The sequence below is a fragment of the Nocardia sp. NPDC004573 genome, assembly GCF_053602135.1.
In genome coordinates, this window is the sequence record NZ_JBSGDA010000001.1 from 249,438 (window position 1) to 266,286 (window position 16,849).

17 protein-coding genes are annotated in these 16,849 nt (G+C 69.0%); 14 read left to right on the plus strand and 3 right to left on the minus strand.

The genetic code is table 11. The annotated features are described in order from the left end of the window. Position 1 precedes the first annotated feature (1 nt). The 13 genes from ACWEKR_RS01165 to ACWEKR_RS01225 all read left to right on the plus strand — a co-directional run bounded on the left by ACWEKR_RS01165 (position 2) and on the right by ACWEKR_RS01225 (position 14,150). The gene (locus ACWEKR_RS01165; protein WP_452352737.1) at positions 2-1,636 is read left to right on the plus strand and encodes an AMP-binding protein; all 1,635 of its coding nucleotides are present in this window, start codon (positions 2-4) and stop codon (positions 1,634-1,636) included. After that, on the plus strand, positions 1,633-3,273 hold the full coding sequence (locus ACWEKR_RS01170) for an AMP-binding protein (protein ID WP_452352738.1): 1,641 nt from the start codon (positions 1,633-1,635) through the stop codon (positions 3,271-3,273). The genes ACWEKR_RS01165 and ACWEKR_RS01170 overlap by 4 nt, the downstream gene beginning before the upstream one ends. Positions 3,274-3,378: 105 nt before the next feature. Next, complete coding sequence (locus ACWEKR_RS01175; RefSeq protein ID WP_452353073.1) at positions 3,379-5,772, plus strand: Tex family protein; 2,394 nt, start codon at positions 3,379-3,381, stop codon at positions 5,770-5,772. A 27-nt stretch (positions 5,773-5,799) separates the two neighbouring features. Further along, positions 5,800-6,717, plus strand: a complete 918-nt coding sequence (locus ACWEKR_RS01180) for a hypothetical protein (RefSeq protein ID WP_452352739.1) — start codon at positions 5,800-5,802, stop codon at positions 6,715-6,717. A gap of 62 nt (positions 6,718-6,779) precedes the next feature. Further along, on the plus strand, positions 6,780-7,070 hold the full coding sequence (locus ACWEKR_RS01185) for a hypothetical protein (protein WP_236566591.1): 291 nt from the start codon (positions 6,780-6,782) through the stop codon (positions 7,068-7,070). Between the two features lie 318 nt (positions 7,071-7,388). Further along, positions 7,389-7,730, plus strand: coding sequence for a 50S ribosomal protein L19 (gene rplS, locus ACWEKR_RS01190; protein ID WP_014352079.1), 342 nt, complete (start codon positions 7,389-7,391; stop codon positions 7,728-7,730). A 77-nt stretch (positions 7,731-7,807) separates the two neighbouring features. After that, on the plus strand, positions 7,808-8,590 hold the full coding sequence (gene lepB, locus ACWEKR_RS01195) for a signal peptidase I (protein ID WP_416382514.1): 783 nt from the start codon (positions 7,808-7,810) through the stop codon (positions 8,588-8,590). Positions 8,591-8,615: 25 nt separating this feature from the next. Further along, on the plus strand, positions 8,616-9,422 hold the full coding sequence (locus ACWEKR_RS01200) for a ribonuclease HII (RefSeq protein WP_452352740.1): 807 nt from the start codon (positions 8,616-8,618) through the stop codon (positions 9,420-9,422). 46 nt (positions 9,423-9,468) lie between these two features. Continuing rightward, positions 9,469-9,774: a DUF2469 domain-containing protein gene (locus tag ACWEKR_RS01205; RefSeq protein ID WP_011210678.1), complete on the plus strand. Its 306-nt coding sequence runs from the start codon at positions 9,469-9,471 to the stop codon at positions 9,772-9,774. Positions 9,775-9,876: 102 nt separating this feature from the next. Continuing rightward, positions 9,877-10,233 carry a YraN family protein gene (locus tag ACWEKR_RS01210; RefSeq protein ID WP_452352741.1) on the plus strand — a complete coding sequence of 119 codons (357 nt, stop codon included), beginning with the start codon at positions 9,877-9,879 and terminating at the stop codon, positions 10,231-10,233. After that, positions 10,234-11,742, plus strand: coding sequence for a YifB family Mg chelatase-like AAA ATPase (locus ACWEKR_RS01215; RefSeq protein ID WP_452352742.1), 1,509 nt, complete (start codon positions 10,234-10,236; stop codon positions 11,740-11,742). It begins immediately after the preceding gene. Positions 11,743-11,990: 248 nt separating this feature from the next. Further along, positions 11,991-13,172 carry a DNA-processing protein DprA gene (dprA, locus tag ACWEKR_RS01220; protein ID WP_452353074.1) on the plus strand — a complete coding sequence of 394 codons (1,182 nt, stop codon included), beginning with the start codon at positions 11,991-11,993 and terminating at the stop codon, positions 13,170-13,172. A gap of 54 nt (positions 13,173-13,226) precedes the next feature. Then, positions 13,227-14,150, plus strand: a complete 924-nt coding sequence (locus ACWEKR_RS01225) for a tyrosine-type recombinase/integrase (RefSeq protein WP_452352743.1) — start codon at positions 13,227-13,229, stop codon at positions 14,148-14,150. A 78-nt stretch (positions 14,151-14,228) separates the two neighbouring features. Here ACWEKR_RS01225 and ACWEKR_RS01230 read toward each other — a convergent pair whose 3' ends face one another. Beyond that, positions 14,229-14,726, minus strand: coding sequence for an N-acetyltransferase family protein (locus ACWEKR_RS01230; RefSeq protein WP_452352744.1), 498 nt, complete (start codon positions 14,724-14,726; stop codon positions 14,229-14,231). 325 nt (positions 14,727-15,051) lie between these two features. Between ACWEKR_RS01230 and ACWEKR_RS01235 the strand changes: the two genes are divergently transcribed. After that, a complete protein-coding gene (locus tag ACWEKR_RS01235) occupies positions 15,052-15,621 on the plus strand; it encodes an FHA domain-containing protein (protein WP_452352745.1) in 570 nt (189 codons plus the stop codon). Positions 15,622-15,656: 35 nt separating this feature from the next. Here ACWEKR_RS01235 and ACWEKR_RS01240 read toward each other — a convergent pair whose 3' ends face one another. Next, a complete protein-coding gene (locus tag ACWEKR_RS01240; protein ID WP_452352746.1) occupies positions 15,657-16,322 on the minus strand; it encodes a serine protease in 666 nt (221 codons plus the stop codon). 172 nt (positions 16,323-16,494) lie between these two features. Then, entirely contained in the window at positions 16,495-16,809 is a 315-nt protein-coding gene (locus ACWEKR_RS01245) for a hypothetical protein (protein WP_452352747.1), read from the minus strand. Between the last annotated feature and the right edge of the window lie 40 nt (positions 16,810-16,849).

Sequence of the window (16,849 nt, forward strand, 5' to 3'; positions counted from 1 at the left end):
GATGGGCACCGATCCGAATCAGCGGGTGCGCGAACTGCTGGACTGTTACGACCGTGCCGACGCGTCGGCGGCGGACCTGCTGTGCGACCGGCACCCGGCCGACCGGGTCGCCTTCACGATCGTCGAGGCCGACCTGTCCTCGACCGACCTCACCTATGGTGAGCTGCGCGAACGCTCCGCCCGGTTTGCCGCCGCGCTGGCCGGGCTCGGCGTCGAGCCCGGCGACCGGGTCGCCACGCTGATGGCGAAGTCGGCGGACCTGGTGGTGGCGTTGCTCGGCATCTGGCGTCGCGGCGCGGTGCATGTGCCGCTGTTCACCGCCTTCGCGCCGCCCGCCATCGCCCTGCGGTTGGACGCGAGCCGCACGTCGGTCGTCATCGCGGACGCCGACCAGGCGCCCAAGCTGGCGCCCGGACCGGATCTGCCCACCGACCCGCCCTGGCGGCTGATCGTCGCGGGCGCCGAGGCCCCCGAGGGCGTACTCCGGTTCGACGATCTGCTCGACGCCCACTCGGCCACCCACCCGCACGCCCGCCCGGTCACGGTGGGCGGCGACGGGCTGCTGGTGCAGCTGTTCACCAGCGGAACCACGGGCACGCCCAAAGGCGTCCCGATACCCCTGCGGGCGCTCGCCTCGTTCCACGCCTATCAGGAATTCGCGCTGGACGTCCGGCCCGACGACGTCTTCTGGAACGCCGCCGACCCGGGTTGGGCCTACGGCCTCTACTACGCCATCCTCGGCCCGCTGGCCACCGGTATCCGCAGCATCCTGCTGCACGCCGGTTTCTCCGCCCCGCTCACCTGGCAGGTGCTGGACACCTTCGGCGTCACGAACTTCGCCGCCGCCCCCACGGTCTATCGCGCGTTGCGCGCCGACGGCGCCACGCCGCCCGTGCATTCCCGGCTGCGCCGCGCCTCCTCGGCGGGGGAGCCGCTGACCCCGGAGGTCGTCGCCTGGTCCGTCGAATACCTGGGTGTCGCGGTGCGCGACCACTACGGCCAGACCGAGCACGGCATGGTCATCTGCAACGCCTGGCACGAAGACCTCGACATCGAGACCCCAGCGGGATCGATGGGCCGCTCGTTGCCGGGCTGGACCTGCGCCGTGCTCGCCGACGATGCCGACACCATCGCACCGCCAGGGCAGTTGGGTCGCGTCGCGATCGACACCGAGCGCAGTCCGCTGCTGTGGTTCCTCGGTTACCTCGACGCTCCGGAACGCACCGCGCAGCGTTACACCGCCGACGGCCGCTGGTACCTGACCGGCGACGCGGGCTCGCAGGACGGCGACGGATTCTTCCGTTTCTCCTCCCGCGACGACGACGTGATCATCATGGCGGGCTACCGCATCGGCCCGTTCGAAGTGGAGAGTGTGCTGGTGCTGCACGACCAGGTCGCCGAGGCGGCGGTGGTCGGCATGCCGGACGAATTGCGCGGAGAGGTGCTCGAGGCGTTCGTCGTGCTGCGCGACGGCGCGCAACGCGGTCCGGAGCTGGAAGCCGAGTTGCAGAGCCTGGTGAAGAGGAAGTTCGCCGCGCACGCCTATCCGCGCACGGTCCACTTCGTGGACAGCCTGCCGAAGACGCCCAGCGGCAAGGTGCAGCGGTTCGTGCTGCGGCAGGGCGGTGCTCGATGACCTCGGCCGCCGCGCTGCCCCTCCCCAGTTACGCCTCAGGTGTCTCGGACGTCCCCCTGCTCGGCGACACCATCGGCGGCAATCTCGATCGCACGGTGGCGGCGTTCCCGGATCGGGAAGCGCTGGTGGACCGGCCGAGCGGACGGCGCTGGACCTACCGTGCGCTCGGCGCCGCCGTCGACGCGCTGGCCTGCGGACTCGCCGACCAGGGCATCGGTAAGGGGGACCGGGTCGGCGTCTGGGCGCCGAACTGCGCGGAATGGTTCATCGTGCAATACGCCACGGCGAAGATCGGCGCGATCCTGGTCAACATCAACCCGGCCTACCGCACCAGCGAACTGCGATACGTGCTGCGGCAGGCGGGCGTGCGGATGCTCGTCGCGGCCGAGCGGTTCAAGTCGTCGGACTACGTCGCGATGATCGAGCAGGTCCGGCCGGATTGCCCGGCGCTGACCGAGGTGCTCGTGCTGGGCACGCCCGCATGGGACGCGCTGACGCGCACCGCGATCGACGCCGATCGGCTCGCCACGCTGGCCGCGCGGCTGTCGGCCGACGACCCGATCAACATCCAGTACACCTCGGGTACAACGGGTTTCCCGAAGGGCGCGACGCTCAGCCATCACAACATCCTGAACAACGGGTATTTCGTCGGCGAGTTGTGCGGATACACCGAGCAGGACCGGATCTGCGTCCCGACGCCCTTCTACCACTGCTTCGGGATGGTCATGGGCAATCTCGCGAGCACCAGCCACGGTGCGGCCATCGTCATCCCGGCGCCCTCGTTCGATCCGAAGGCGACGCTGGCCGCGGTCGCGGCGGAGCGCTGCACCTCGCTCTACGGCGTGCCGACGATGTTCATCGACATGCTCGCCGAACTGGACACGGCCGCTGTGGATCTGTCCACCCTGCGCACCGGGATCATGGCAGGCTCGCCCTGCCCGGTCGAGGTGATGAAGCGGGTCATCGGCCGGATGGGCATGCGCGAGGTGAGCATCTGTTACGGCATGACCGAGACCTCGCCGGTCAGCACCCAGACCCGGCGCGACGACGGCATCGACCGGCGCACCGCGACGGTCGGCCGGGTCGGGCCGCACCTGGAGGTCAAGATCATCGATCCCGCAACGGGTCTCACGGTGCCGCGCGGCGAGCCTGGTGAGCTGTGCACGCGTGGTTACTCGGTGATGCTCGGGTACTGGGACGATCCGGAGAAGACCGCCGAGGCCATCGATGCCGCCCGCTGGATGCACACCGGCGACATCGGCGTGATGGACGCCGAGGGCTACGTGGCCGTCACCGGCCGGATCAAGGACATGGTCATCCGTGGCGGCGAGAACATCTACCCCCGGGAGATCGAGGAATTCCTCTACACCCATCCCGACATCCTGGACGCGCAGGTGATCGGCGTACCGGATCCGAAGTACGGCGAGGAGCTGATGGCCTGGATCCGGATGCGCGAGGGCGCAACGCCGTTGGACGCCGCAGCCGTGCGGGAGTTCGCCGCGGGCAAGCTGGCGCATTTCAAGATTCCCCGCTACGTGCACGTGGTCGAGGAATTCCCGATGACGGTGACGGGCAAGATCCGCAAGGCCCAGATGCGGGAGCTGTCGCGGCGGTTGCTCGGACTGGGCGAGGGTTGATGTGGGGAGGTTCACCTGGGCGTGGACCGCGTGTCAGGCGGCGACTGTAGTGTCTCCGACGTGACGACAGCGCCCGAGACTGCCAGTGCAGAGTCCACACCCGCCGTGCCACGCTCCGACACCGCGGGCCCAGCCAGCGTGAACCGTCGTATCGCGGAGGAACTCGCGGTGCGTGAGCCCCAGGTGCGCGCCGCCGTCGAGCTCCTCGACGCGGGCTCGACGGTGCCGTTCATCGCCCGGTACCGCAAGGAGGTCACCGGCGGACTGGACGACGCGCAGCTGCGCGTGCTCGAGGAACGTCTGCACTACCTGCGTGAACTCGACGAGCGCCGCGCCTCGATCATCGAATCGATCCGCGGCCAAGGAAAACTCGACGACGCCCTGCACCGGCAGATCATGCTCGCCGAGACCAAGGCCCGGCTCGAGGACATCTACCTGCCGTACAAGCCGAAGCGGCGTACGAAGGCTCAGATCGCGCGGGAGGCCGGGCACGAGCCGGTGGCCGATGCTCTGATCGAGGATCCGAACACCGATCCGGCGCAGTACACCGCCGAGCAGCTCGACGGCGCGCGCGCCATCTTGGTCGAACGCTTCGCCGAGGACGCCGACCTGGTCGGCGAATTGCGCGAATTGATGTGGAACCGCGGACAGATCACCTCGACCGTGCGGGCGGGCAGGGAGGAAGCGGGCGCGAAGTTCGCCGACTACTTCGAGTTCAGCGAGCCGTTCGACAAGCTGCCCTCGCATCGCATCCTCGCGCTGCTGCGCGGAGAGAAGGAAGAGGTGCTCACACTGCATCTCGAACCGGACACCGAGGAGCCGCAGCCGGGCGAGCGCACCGTCTACGAGGGCCGTATCGCCACGCGCTTCGGCATCGCCGACCGGGGCCGCCCCGCCGACTCCTGGCTGCTGGACACCGTGCGCTGGGCTTGGCGCACCAAGTTGCAGGTCAGCCTCGGCATCGACACCAGGATGCGCCTGCGGCAGGCCGCGGAGAAGGACGCGGTGGACGTGTTCGCCGCGAACCTGCGCGACCTGCTGCTCGCCGCCCCCGCGGGCACCCGCACGACGATGGGTCTGGACCCGGGGTACCGCACCGGCGTGAAGGTCGCGGTGGTCGACGCTACCGGCAAGGTGGTCGCCACCGAGGTGATCTATCCGCACAAGCCGCAGGGCCAGACCGAGAAGTCGCTGGCGGTGCTCGGCGCGCTGGTCGCCCGATTCGGCGTGGAGCTCATCGCCATCGGCAACGGCACCGCCTCGCGCGAGACCGACGCCCTTGCCGCCGAACTGATCTCGCGCATCCCGGAGAACAAGCCCACCAAGATCGTGGTCTCCGAGGCGGGCGCCTCGGTGTACTCCGCCTCGGCCTACGCCTCGCAGGAACTGCCCGACCTGGACGTCTCGCTGCGCGGCGCGGTGTCGATCGCGCGGCGGCTGCAGGACCCGCTGGCCGAACTGGTGAAGATCGATCCGAAATCCATCGGCGTCGGCCAGTACCAGCACGACGTGTCCGAATCGCTGCTGGCCCGCTCGCTGGGCGCGGTGGTCGAGGACGCGGTGAACGCGGTCGGCGTCGACGTGAACACGGCCTCGGTGCCGCTGCTGTCGCGGGTGTCCGGCATCGCCGGGTCGGTGGCCGAGAGCATTGTGGCGCATCGGGACCAGAACGGCCCCTTCCGCAGCAGGACCGCGCTGCTCGACGTCCCGCGCCTCGGCCCGAAGGCGTTCGAGCAGTGCGCGGGCTTCCTGCGTATCCGCGGCGGCGACGATCCGCTGGATACCTCCGCGGTGCACCCGGAGGCGTATCCGGTGGTGCGGCGCATCCTCGAATCCACCGGGCGCGGCATCGCCGAGGTCATCGGCAACACCACGGTCCTGCGCTCGCTGCGCGCCGGCGATTTCACCGACGAGCGCTTCGGTGTCCCGACCGTCACCGACATCATCGCCGAGCTGGAGAAGCCGGGCCGCGACCCGCGTCCGGAGTTCAAGACCGCCGAGTTCGCCGCGGGCGTGGAGAAGGTCGCCGACCTGAAACCGGGCATGGTGCTCGAGGGCGTGGTGACCAACGTGGCCGCGTTCGGCGCGTTCGTCGACGTGGGCGTGCACCAGGACGGTCTGGTGCACGTCTCGGCCATGTCGCACAACTTCGTGAAGGACCCGCGCGAGGTGGTCAAGTCCGGCGACGTGGTCAAGGTCAAGGTGCTCGAGGTGGACGTGGCGCGCCAGCGCATCGGCCTGTCGCTGCGCCTGGACGACGAGCCGGGCGCACCCGCCAAGGGCGGCGACAACCGGCAGCGCGGTCAAGGCGGCCGATCCGATCAGGGCGGGCGATCCGGAGGCGGCGAGCAGCGGCAGCGGCAGAATGGTCAGAACAGGCAACAAGGTCAGAACCGCAACCAAGGCCAGGGGCGTGGCGGCGGCAACCAGCGCCGGAACGCGCCCGCACCGAGCGGCGCGATGGCGGACGCGCTGCGCAGGGCGGGGTTCGGCCAGTAGTCCGGTGCGCGGGAGGGAGTAGCGGCCATGCGACGGTGGCTCCACGAGGACGTGATCGCCCAAGGGCGGCTGCCGTTGCTGTGCTTCCTCCTCGGATTCATCGTCGGATTCCTGTTCATCCGCGTCAGCGTCCGGCTCATCCGGGCGCGGGTGCGGTGGTGGCCGGGCAATCTGCGGGCCGGTGACACGCACATCCACCACATGGTGTTCGGGGTCGTCCTGGTGCTCGCCTCCGGCGTCGGCATGGTCGCCCAATACCAGAGCGCCGACCCGGCCACGGCGAGCATCCTCGCCGCCTCCTTCGGTGTGGGGGCGGCGCTGGTGCTCGACGAGTTCGCGCTGATCTTCTATCTGCGCGACGTGTACTGGGAGGAGCAGGGACGCACGTCGGTGGACGCGGTCTTCGTCGCGCTCGCCGTGACGGGACTGCTGCTGCTGGGCTTCCACCCGCTGTGGATGCTGGACATCAACGATTTCCGGCACGATCCCAGTACCGAGGTGCGCGCCTTCGTCGTCGCGTTCGCGGTCGTCAATCTCGCTCTGGCGGCGATCGTGATCGCCAAAGGGAAGATCTGGACCGGCCTGTTCGGCATGTTCTTCCTGCCCCTGCTGGTCGTCGGCGCGTTGCGGTTGAGCCGTCCGGGTGCGCCGTGGGCGCGCTGGCGTTACGCCGACCGCAGGCGCCTGAGGTACCGGGCCATCGTCCGCGAACGGCGCTATCGCCGCCCGGTCATCCGCGCGAAGATCTTCGTGCAGGACCTGGTCGCGGGGAAACCCGACGTCGAGCACGTCCGCACGGCGGCGGAAGCGGAGCTCACCCGCACGGTCGTGCCCGCTCCGCCTGCCCCGCACCGGCACCACCCGCTCTGGCACACCGACCATGTTTCGCCGCACACATCCGGCCCTCCCGCGCAGGACGCGATCTCCGGCGAGCACAAACACTGAGTACGGCGTATTCGGTGGAGATTCGGCAGACTCCGCGATATGCGTATACGTATACTGTGACTGTGGTGGATCCCCTGAGTCTCGCGGTCGGCGCCGGCCTTGTCGGTATCGGCTGGGCCTGTGGCCGGTTCGGACATCGCCGAACCTTTTCGCGAGAGCGAGTTCCGGCGCGCTGCGGTTGCGGGCACGACCTGGCGTTGCACGACCGCGCCACCGGCAATTGCCACGCCGAGATCTCCCGTAAGGGAACGCATGGCCTGCGGGAATGGGTCGGCTGCCAATGCCGCCGCTACACCGGACCGACTCCGCTGGAAGAGGTGTTCGCGTCGCCGATACTCCCGCCGGAGTCCTGAGCCGCAAGACGAGGGGCAGCCCTGAGACCGCCGCGCCGAGTTCGCAACCGCCGTGCCGTCCCGCACTCGAGGTCCTCGAAACGGGGTCAACCCGCAGTCGGTAGCAGACGGCGGTCGTGCACCGTGGCGCGCCGGGGGTAGCGTGAAAGGGCACCGCCGCACCGCCCGATTTCTTCCGCGGCGCGCCGATCTGGCACAATGCTCAGGTTGCCCTGGGTGGTTGTCGACCCGGCGCACCCCCTTATTCGGAGCATGAACCGGCCGAGCACGTCCAGTGCCGCCAGGGTCCTCTGTTCGCGCGAAACCAGAAGGATGGAAATGAACACCCTTGACTTCGTCGACGAGAAGTCGCTGCGCAGCGACGTCCCCGAGTTCCGGCCGGGCGACACGCTCAACGTGCACGTGAAGGTCATCGAAGGCTCGAAGGAGCGCATCCAGGTCTTCAAGGGCGTCGTGATCCGCCGCCAGGGTGGTGGCATCCGCGAGACCTTCACGGTCCGCAAGGTGTCGTTCGGTGTCGGCGTGGAGCGCACCTTCCCGGTGCACAGCCCGAACATCGACCACATCGATGTCGTGACCCGCGGTGACGTCCGCCGGGCCAAGCTGTACTACCTGCGCGATCTGCGCGGCAAGGCCGCCAAGATCAAGGAAAAGCGCTGAGTTAGCTTTTCGGTACAACAGATTTTCCCCAGCCCGGCATCGGACCATGGTTTCGCTGCCGGGCTAATCTGTTCGGCGTGGCAGACGAAAGTGGGTCGGTGTCGGTGTCCGAATCGGGCGACGAGGGTACGCGGGCAGGTCGCGCCAAGCGGCGCCCGAAGAAGAAGCAGCGGCCGTTCTGGCAGGAATTGCCGATTCTCATCGTGATCGCCGCGGTGATCGCCGCGCTGATGGTCACCTTCGTCGGTCGGCCGTACGTGATCCCGTCGGAATCGATGGAAACCACGTTGCACGGATGCGCCGGATGCACCGGTGACCGCATCTACGTGCAGAAGCTCAGCTACTACTGGGGCGATCCGCAACCGGGCGACGTGGTCGTGTTCGTCGGGCCGCCCTCGTGGAACACCCACTACCAGTCGATCCGTTCGGACAACCCCGCGGTCCGCGGTGTGCAGAACTTCTTCTCCTTCTTCGGGCTGGTGCCGCCGGACGAGAACGATCTGGTGAAGCGGGTGATCGCGGTCGGCGGCCAAACCGTGGAGTGCTGCGATCCGCAGGGCCGGGTGATCGTGGACGGCAAACCGCTGGACGAGCCGTACGCCCGCTATCTCGCCCCCTACGTCCCGGGCCAGCCGTACAACGCGAGCGGTGGACGCGAGTTCAAGCCCGTGAAGGTGCCCGAGGGTCATCTGTGGGTGATGGGCGACAACCGCAACCAGTCGGCCGACTCCCGCGCCCATATCACCGACGAATTGCAGGGCACCATCCCCGTGGAGAACGTCCGCGGCAAGGCGGTGTTCAAGATCTGGCCGCCCGGGCGGATCGGCCCGGTCCGTTCGGAGAATCCCCAGGAGAACTGAGCGCGCGGCGCAGGATAATTGGACGGTGGGGCAAGGGCGAGTGCCGGTGGGTATCGGTTGGCCGCCGCGCGTGGTGATGCGCAGGGCCGGAGGATTGCGCACGCTCGAGGCGGCATTGATCCGCAGCGGTCTCGGGCCGGTCGCCGGTGTGGACGAAGCAGGGCGCGGACCTTGTGCGGGACCGCTCGTGGTGGCCGCGTGCCTGCTCGCTCCGAAGGCGTATGACAAGCTGGCCGGCCTCGACGACTCCAAGAAGCTGACCGAGGCCACCCGCGAAGAGCTGTATCCGGTGATCGTTCGTCTGGCGCTCGCCTACCAGGTCGTCGTCATCCCGGCCTGGGAGATCGACTCGATCGGCATCCACGTCGCCAATATCGAGGGGATGCGCCGCGCCGTGGCCGGGCTCGGGCGCACTCCCGGATACGTGCTGACCGACGGATTCCGGGTGCCCGGCATCCCGGTGCCCTCGCTGCCCGTGATCGGGGGCGACGGCGCGGCGGCCTGCATCGCGGCGGCCAGCATCCTCGCGAAGGTCACCAGGGACCGCATCATGGTCCAGCTGGACCAGCGGTTGCCCGGTTACGGCTTCGCCGCCCACAAGGGATACAACACGCCCGAGCACACCGCCGCGCTGCACCGTCTCGGACCCAGCAGCGAACACCGCCGCTCGTGGCGCAACGTGCGCGAAGCCGCCGGGTTGCGGCCGGTCGCGGCAGCCGCCGACGAGGCGGACGCACTGCTGGCCGAGGGCGTCGAGGAGGCGCTGTCGGAGCAGTTTCCGGACGGGCGTACGGCTGGCCGAGTAGCTACCGACGCAGCGCATGCGCGATGATGTCACCACACGACGCGATGCGGCGAGAAGGAGGACGTCCCACCCGATGAGTGCCGAGGACCTCGAGAAGTACGAAACCGAGATGGAGCTCTCGCTGTATCGCGAGTACAAGGACATCGTCGGTCAATTCTCGTACGTGGTGGAGACCGAGCGCCGCTTCTACCTGGCCAATTCCGTGGAGCTGCGCCCGCAGAACGCGGACGGCGAGGTGTACTTCGAGGTGCGGATGAGCGACGCGTGGGTGTGGGACATGTACCGCCCGGCCCGCTTCGTCAAGCACGTCCGGGTCATCACCTTCAAAGACGTCAACATCGAGGAGCTGGAGAAGCCGGACCTGCGGCTGCCCGAGTGAGCCTGCCGTCAGTTCTGCACAGCGACTCGGTTATCAACAGGCTTTCCCTTTCCCCAGGTCGACGGCGCTGACCTGATTCCGGGTCCGGCGCACGCTGGCCGGGTGACAGACAGACAGGCGCTCGGCGCGCACGGGGAGGAACTGGCCGCGGCATTTCTGCGCGCCGCCGGAATGCAGATCGTCGCCAGGAACTGGCGTTGCCGATACGGCGAACTCGACTTGATCGTCACAGACGGGGACGTGACCGCGTTCGTGGAGGTCAAGACCCGTTCCGGCGTGGGCTACGGAACTCCGGCCGAGTCGGTCACCTTCGCCAAGCAGCAGCGGATTCGACGGCTTGCCCTCCTGTGGCTGGCCGAGCAGGACGGACCGTGGCGGCGCATCCGGTTCGACGTGGTGTCGGTGCTGGTGGCGCGTGGTCGCACACCGGTCATCGATCATCTCCGGGCGGTGTTCTGAATGGCCCTCGGCCGGGCGCACTCGGTCGCGGTCACCGGCGTGGACGGTCTGCTCGTGGAGATCGAGGCCGATATCGGGCAAGGCCTGCCGTCGGTCCACTTGGTCGGCCTCCCCGACACCGCGTTGCAGGAGTCGCGCGACCGGGTGCGCTCCGCGGTGGCGAATTCGGGGGAGAAGTGGCCCGACGGCCGGGTGGTCCTCGCGCTGTCGCCCGCGACATTGCCCAAGTTGGGCAGTGTCTACGACCTCGCACTCGCGGTCGCGGTACTGGACGCATCCGGCTCGGTTCCCTCCGACCGGCTCGCGAAGACCGTGCTGCTCGGCGAACTCGCGCTGGACGGCCGGGTGCGCCGGGTGCGCGGCATCTTGCCCGCCGTGCTCGCGGCACGCAAGGCCGGCTGGTCCACGGTCGTGGTCCCGGCGGTGACCATGGCCGAAGCGGGCCTGGTCGAGGGCATCGAGGTTCTCGGGGCGCGCAGCCTGCGTGCGGTCGTGGCCTGGCTGCGCGGGGAAGGCGCGCTCGACGAGCCGGACGGCGACCTGCCGGACACGGTGCGCCATGGCGGCGATCTCAGCGAGGTGGTGGGGCAGGACGAGGCCCGCTGGGCATTGGAGGTGGCCGCGGCGGGCGGGCACCATCTCCTCCTCACGGGGCCGCCCGGCATCGGTAAAACGATGCTGGCGCAACGTCTTCCGAGTCTGCTGCCACCTCTCACCGAGGCCGAGGCGCTGGAGGTGACCGCGATCCACTCCATGGCGGGCACGCTGGCGGGAGACCATCCACTGGTCACCGCGCCCCCCTTCGTCGCCCCGCATCACTCCACTTCGGTGACCGCGATGATCGGCGGTGGATCGGGGACCGCCCGGCCGGGCGCGGTCAGCCGGGCCCACCGCGGCGTGCTGTTCTTGGACGAGTGCGCCGAGATCGGCACGAAGGTGCTGGAAGCGATGCGAACGCCATTGGAGGAAGGGGAGGTGCGTATCGCCCGGCGCGACGGCGTCGCGCGTTATCCGGCTCGTTTCCAGCTGGTTCTGGCTGCCAATCCGTGCCCGTGTGCCCCGGCGCGCGATGTCGACTGCATCTGCGCTCCGTTGGCGCGCCGCCGCTATCTCGGCAAGCTGTCCGGGCCACTGATGGACCGGATCGACATCTGGGTGCGGATGCACGGGCAGTCCGGCGCGGCGTTGAGCACCGACGCCGCGGAGAGCAGCGAGGTGGTCCGCGGCCGGGTCGCCGTCGCTCGGCGCGCCGCCGCCGAGCGCTGGCGCGAATACGGCTGGCTGACCAACGCCGAGGTTCCCGGCCACATCTTGCGCCAACGCTTCCGATTGCCGCGCGAATCGCTCGCGCCCGTCGAGGCCGCACTACGTCTCGGTCGCATGTCCGCGCGTGGTGCGGACCGGGCCATTCGCGTCGCCTGGACGATTTCCGACTTGCGCGGCGGTGAGCTGCCCTCGGCGCAGGACGTGCTGGCGGCGCTGAACTTTCGTCAGCGGGGTGTCCAATGAGCGCGATGACGCCCGCCGAAGATGCGACGGGAAACCCGCCTGCGGCGGTGACCGTACGCGGCGCTGCGGACGTTTCCGGCATGGCGGCGACACGTGTTCCCACGGATGTGTCCGCGACCGCGAATCCGTATGAACCCTCTGAGGACGGGGATGTGTCTGCCGGCGCGGAGGCGCCCCGGGCTGCTGACCTGCCTACGGCGGGAGAGGTGCCCGGGGGCAGAAGCGCGGGTGTAGCTGCTCCCGTGTCGGTGGTCGCCGAGGTGCCCTCGTGCGGTTCCGGAGCGCCGTGCGGCGAACCGGATGCCCGGCGGCTCGCATGGGTGTACCTCTCGCGGGTGGTGCAGGGGCCGTGTGCGCCGCTGTCGGCGCTGGTCGAGTCGGTCGGGGTGGTGGAGGCGGCGCGTGCGGTGCGCGAGTGCGCCCTGCCCGAACCGCTTCGCGCGCCGACGGCGCAGCGCCGCGAGGTCGACGTGGCGGCGCGGGATCTGGAGATGATCGAGCGGATCGGCGGTCGGGTGGTGACGCCGGACGACCCGGAGTGGCCCGCTTGGCGCATGCTCGGTCTCGCACAGCTCGAGCCGGGCCGGGATCGTGACGGCGCCGTACCGCTCGTGTTGTGGGTGCGCGGCCCGCGCTCGCTGCTGGAGTCCAGCGAGCGTGCTGTGGCGGTGGTCGGCGCGCGGTGCAGCACTGGGTACGGCAACCGGGTCACGGGAGAAATCGCGGGCGATCTCGCCGCGCAGGGGTGGACCATTGTTTCCGGGGCGGCCTTCGGGATAGACGCCATGGCGCACCGGGCGGCGCTGGCGGTAGAGGGCCCTACGATCGCCGTGCTGGCTTGCGGTATCGACCGGCCCTACCCGGCGCAGCACGAGCGCTTGCTGGCCGACATAGCCGAGTCCGGTTTGGTGGTCAGCGAATACCCGCCTGGCGTCTCCGCGCAGAAGCACCAGTTCCTCGCGCGGAACCGATTGATCGCCGCCCTCGCCGACGGCGTGCTCGTCATCGAGGCCGGGCTGCGCAGCGGTGCCCGGAATACCGTCAAATGGGCACGTCGCCTGGGGCGTCCGGCCCTGGCCGTGCCGGGCCCGGTCACCTCGGCCGCTTCGGTGGGCTGTCACCGCATGATCCGCGACGGCGAAGCCCTCCTGGTGACCAGAGCGGAGGAAGTCGTCGACGAAGCGGGGCCGTTGCGGCTGTCGTTTCCCGCAGCGGCGGCCGCGGACGGCAACCCGGAGGACCGGTTGGCCGGAGAGGAGGCGCTGGTCTTCGCCGCGCTGCCGAGGATCGGCTCCCGGCTGCCATTGGAAGTATCGCGGCAGTGCGGCCTGCACCTTCCGGCGGTTCGTGCGACCTTGGCCGCGCTCGAATTGGCAGGTCTGGTGGCCAGTGACGAAAACGGTTGGCATCGAACGGCGCGGCGCGGATGAGCGCGTTCGGCGCGGCCGCTTGCGATCCGCGCCGCGGATCGGGACGGTGGAAGCATGGAGGAATTGCCCGAAGACCTGGAAGCGCTGCTGATGGAGTACGGCAGGCATCTGCGGCTCGGACGCAACCGCTCCGAGCACACCGTGCGCGCCTACCTGGGGGATGCGCGATCCCTACTGGCGCACCTGTACACGCGGTCGGCGGATTCGGCGATCCGCGAATTGGACCTGCTGTTGCTGCGTTCGTGGCTGGCCCAGCAAGCGGCGGCGGGCGCGGCGCGCACGACTGTGGCACGGCGCGCGTCGTCGGCGCGCACGTTCACGGCCTGGCTCAGCCGGACCGGCCGATTGCCCGCCGATCCGGGGCTGCGGCTGGGTTCCCCGAAGGCGCACCGCGTCCTTCCGGCCGTACTCGGGCGGCAACAGGCGCTGGGCGCCATGGACGCCGCGGAATCCGGTGCGGCGCAGCGCGATCCGATGGCGCTGCGAGACCGGGCGATAGTGGAGTTGCTGTACGCCACCGGCATCCGGGTCAGTGAGCTGTGCGGCCTGGACGTCGAGGACGTGGACCGCGAACGGCGCGTGGTGCGCGTCCTCGGGAAGGGCAACAAGGAGCGATCGGCGCCGTTCGGCGCGCCCGCCGACAAGGCGGTCGGCAACTGGCTGCGCTACGGACGCCCGGCCTTCGCCACCGCCGAGTCCGGTCGAGCGCTGCTGCTCGGCCGCCGTGGCAGGCGTCTCGATCAACGCCAGGCCAGAACCGTTGTGCACGAGGTGGTCTCGGCCATCCCGGGTGCGCCGGACCTGGGTCCGCACGGTCTGCGGCACACTGCCGCGACCCACCTCCTCGAAGGCGGGGCCGATCTTCGGGTGGTGCAGGAACTTCTCGGGCACGCCAGTCTGGCCACCACGCAGCTGTACACCCACGTCTCCATCGATCGGCTCAAGAAGGTGCACGACCAGGCCCATCCGCGGGCTTGACCGGCGCACGGGTCAGGGACCGACGTGGTAATGCACTCGAGGTCGCGGCGGAACCGGCGCCGACTGCGGTCCCGCGTGTCAGGGACCGACGTAGTAATGCACTCGAGCCTCCCGGCCGTCCGCGGTATGCCAGCCGCCGGGCCCGCTGTGCACGTGCCGCCAACCGTTCCGCTCGTAGAGGGTGATCGCCGCCGTGCTGTCGGACGCCACCGTGAGGACGGCGCGCTGCCCCCAGCTCGCGGCGATGCGTGCGGCTTCGGCCAGCAATCGTGAGCCCACTCCCGCTCGGCGGGCGTCCGGGCGGACATACAACCGGGTCACCGACACGACCGCTTCCGCGCCCGTCGATGCACGCACGGCCTCCGGGGTGTTGTCACTCGTGCCCAGGCCTATGTGCCCGACTACGGTGCCGTCGCGGTCGGCGACGACCGCTGCGAGGAGTTTGGGCGGTGCCAGCCAGCCGGCGGGGTCGGCAGGCCAGAACTCCGGATATCGGTCGACGTCGTGGACGTGCCGCAGCGCCGCGGCGCAGGCGTCGAGGTCGGCTTCGGTGCGCGGTCGGATGAGGACGCTCATCCGGCCGTTCTGGGCCGTCTGCCCGTCCGGACGAGGATTATCCGACTGATCGGTTGGTTTCATTGCTGTTCCCGTGCCTCAAGTCCGGTACCGGCTCACTCGTGGGACGAAGTAGTCGAATCCGCATGTTTCCGCCATCGAGAAAGGGCACCCTGAGAGTAGCGAATCGGTGCCCGCAGTTCCCGGCGTACTTCGAGTGGGAAGACGAACGATGTCTACGTCCAGCGGACCACAGGCCCTGCGTCGCGAACTGTACCCACTGGCGGGACAGTCCGCGTGGGAGCGTCCTGCTTCCATTTCGCCACAGCCCGTCGCGCACGAAGGCGTGCGGGAAATCTCGCTCGACGGCGGCGCGTCCAGAATGACGATCGGGCGGTCCGGCGCGGCCGATATCATCGTGCCTTCCGACCCGACCGTGTCCCGGCTGCACGCGATTCTGGAGCGTATCGGCGGATGCTGGACCATCGTGGACGACGGCTTGTCCAAGAACGGGACATTCGTCAATGGCGAACGCGTCGGCGGACGGCGGAAACTCGGTTCGGGGGATACGATTCGCGTCGGTCGGTCGGCATTCGTCTTCCGAATCGCCGAAGCCTTCCACGAAGAAATGACGCTCGCGCATTCACCCCTGCCGACCCGTAATTCACTGACGCCGGCCCAGTATCTGGTTCTCTCGGCGCTGTGCCGTCCGTACGACGCGCGCGACGCCTATTCCTACCCGGCCTCCAACCGGCAGATCGCGGACGATTTGTGCCTGAGCCTTTCGACAGTCAAGACGCACATGCGCGCGCTGTTCCGGATATTCCAGGTCGAAGCCTTACCGCCGAACCAGAAACGACTGTTCCTGGTCGAACGCGCTATCGAATTCGGCGTCGTCACCGATCAGGAAAGGTAAGGCTCCGGCCGGCTCGTCGCAATATTCCGGTTCGGTCAGATCGGTTGGAAACCCGCGCCCGCGCCGCCGCGCGCATTGACGTCGGCGACGACGGCGGTGATGTCGGTGCCGAGTTGCGGGCCGATGCACGGCACGGCCAAGTAGCCACTGACCATGCCGACGAGTGTGGTCCCGACGACGAGCGGAGCGCCCGAATCGCCCTCGACGACACAGGTCTGCGTCCAGGTCGAATTGCCACCGGTGAGCATGTCGCCGTAGGCCGGTCCGCAGGTCCGGCCGGTCGTCCGGCCTTCCTTGCATACCGTGTCCGGGGGTCGCGCCGGCCCGCCCAGACCGGTGATGGTTGTGCCGCCCACCTGGTTGACCGGCGCGACCTTGCCCGCATCGAATTCGATCACGGAATAATCCAATTCGCGGTTGGCGGAGACGACCGTGCCGACAGTGCCGCCGCCGCGATCGCTTTCGGGGACGATGGCGGCATTCGCGTCACCGCAGTGGGCCGCGGTGAACCCGACCAGTCGACCGCCGTTGTCGCGCCCGATGGTGGTGAGCGTGCAGATGTTCTGACCGCCCACGACGATGCCGGAGCCGCCACCCAGCACGGCGGACGGCTCGGCCTGCGCGGTCCCGGGTGCCCCGAACAGCGCCGTGACAGCGGCTGATGCCGCCGCAGCGCCCACGAGTTTCCTGAACTTGGTCATCCGGTAATTCAACCGCACTTATCCAGGCGTCACGATTGATTCCCGGATGTTCACCGGATCGGTGCTTCCGCAAGGCCGAAACGAAATCAGCGGAGCGCTGAGAAAGACGAACGCCTCGGGCTGGTCACAGCCCGAGGCGCACCCGTATTCGAGGCACTCCTGACGAATGCGGTCAAGCGGCGCAGACGAACACGGTAACCGCGTTGACCACCGGCGGAAGGAGCAGCAGAGGAGCGCAGAAAATGCCGAGCGGCCAAATCAGGCCCAGTGTCGCGGGCTCGACCTGAGCCGGTACCGCATTATCCGCCACTTGCACAGGTCCCGGTGCTACGTCCGGCGCAGCGGAAGCGAAACCTGAACCGAGGGCGATGATCGGTGCGAGCGCTACCGCCGCCGCCGTTACGCGCATTTTGTTCGTGATCATGATGTCTCCAGCGATTGATTGCTTCACCAGCCCTCGTTTGTTGAAGGCCGTCATTGTGAACACACATCAACTCTTCTCGGCGGGCGCGCGCTAGACCATGAGC

Bases quoted from the DNA above. Each gene is read 5' to 3' on its own strand.
- ACWEKR_RS01165 (WP_452352737.1), top strand. From the start codon at position 2: ATGGGCACCGATCCGAATCAGCGGGTGCGCGAACTGCTGGACTGTTAC.
- ACWEKR_RS01170 (WP_452352738.1), top strand. From the start codon at position 1,633: ATGACCTCGGCCGCCGCGCTGCCCCTCCCCAGTTACGCCTCAGGTGTC.
- ACWEKR_RS01180 (WP_452352739.1), top strand. From the start codon at position 5,800: ATGCGACGGTGGCTCCACGAGGACGTGATCGCCCAAGGGCGGCTGCCG.
- rplS (WP_014352079.1), top strand. From the start codon at position 7,389: ATGAACACCCTTGACTTCGTCGACGAGAAGTCGCTGCGCAGCGACGTC.
- ACWEKR_RS01205 (WP_011210678.1), top strand. From the start codon at position 9,469: ATGAGTGCCGAGGACCTCGAGAAGTACGAAACCGAGATGGAGCTCTCG.
- ACWEKR_RS01215 (WP_452352742.1), top strand. From the start codon at position 10,234: ATGGCCCTCGGCCGGGCGCACTCGGTCGCGGTCACCGGCGTGGACGGT.
- ACWEKR_RS01225 (WP_452352743.1), top strand. From the start codon at position 13,227: ATGGAGGAATTGCCCGAAGACCTGGAAGCGCTGCTGATGGAGTACGGC.
- ACWEKR_RS01230 (WP_452352744.1), bottom strand. From the start codon at position 14,726: ATGAGCGTCCTCATCCGACCGCGCACCGAAGCCGACCTCGACGCCTGC.
- ACWEKR_RS01240 (WP_452352746.1), bottom strand. From the start codon at position 16,322: ATGACCAAGTTCAGGAAACTCGTGGGCGCTGCGGCGGCATCAGCCGCT.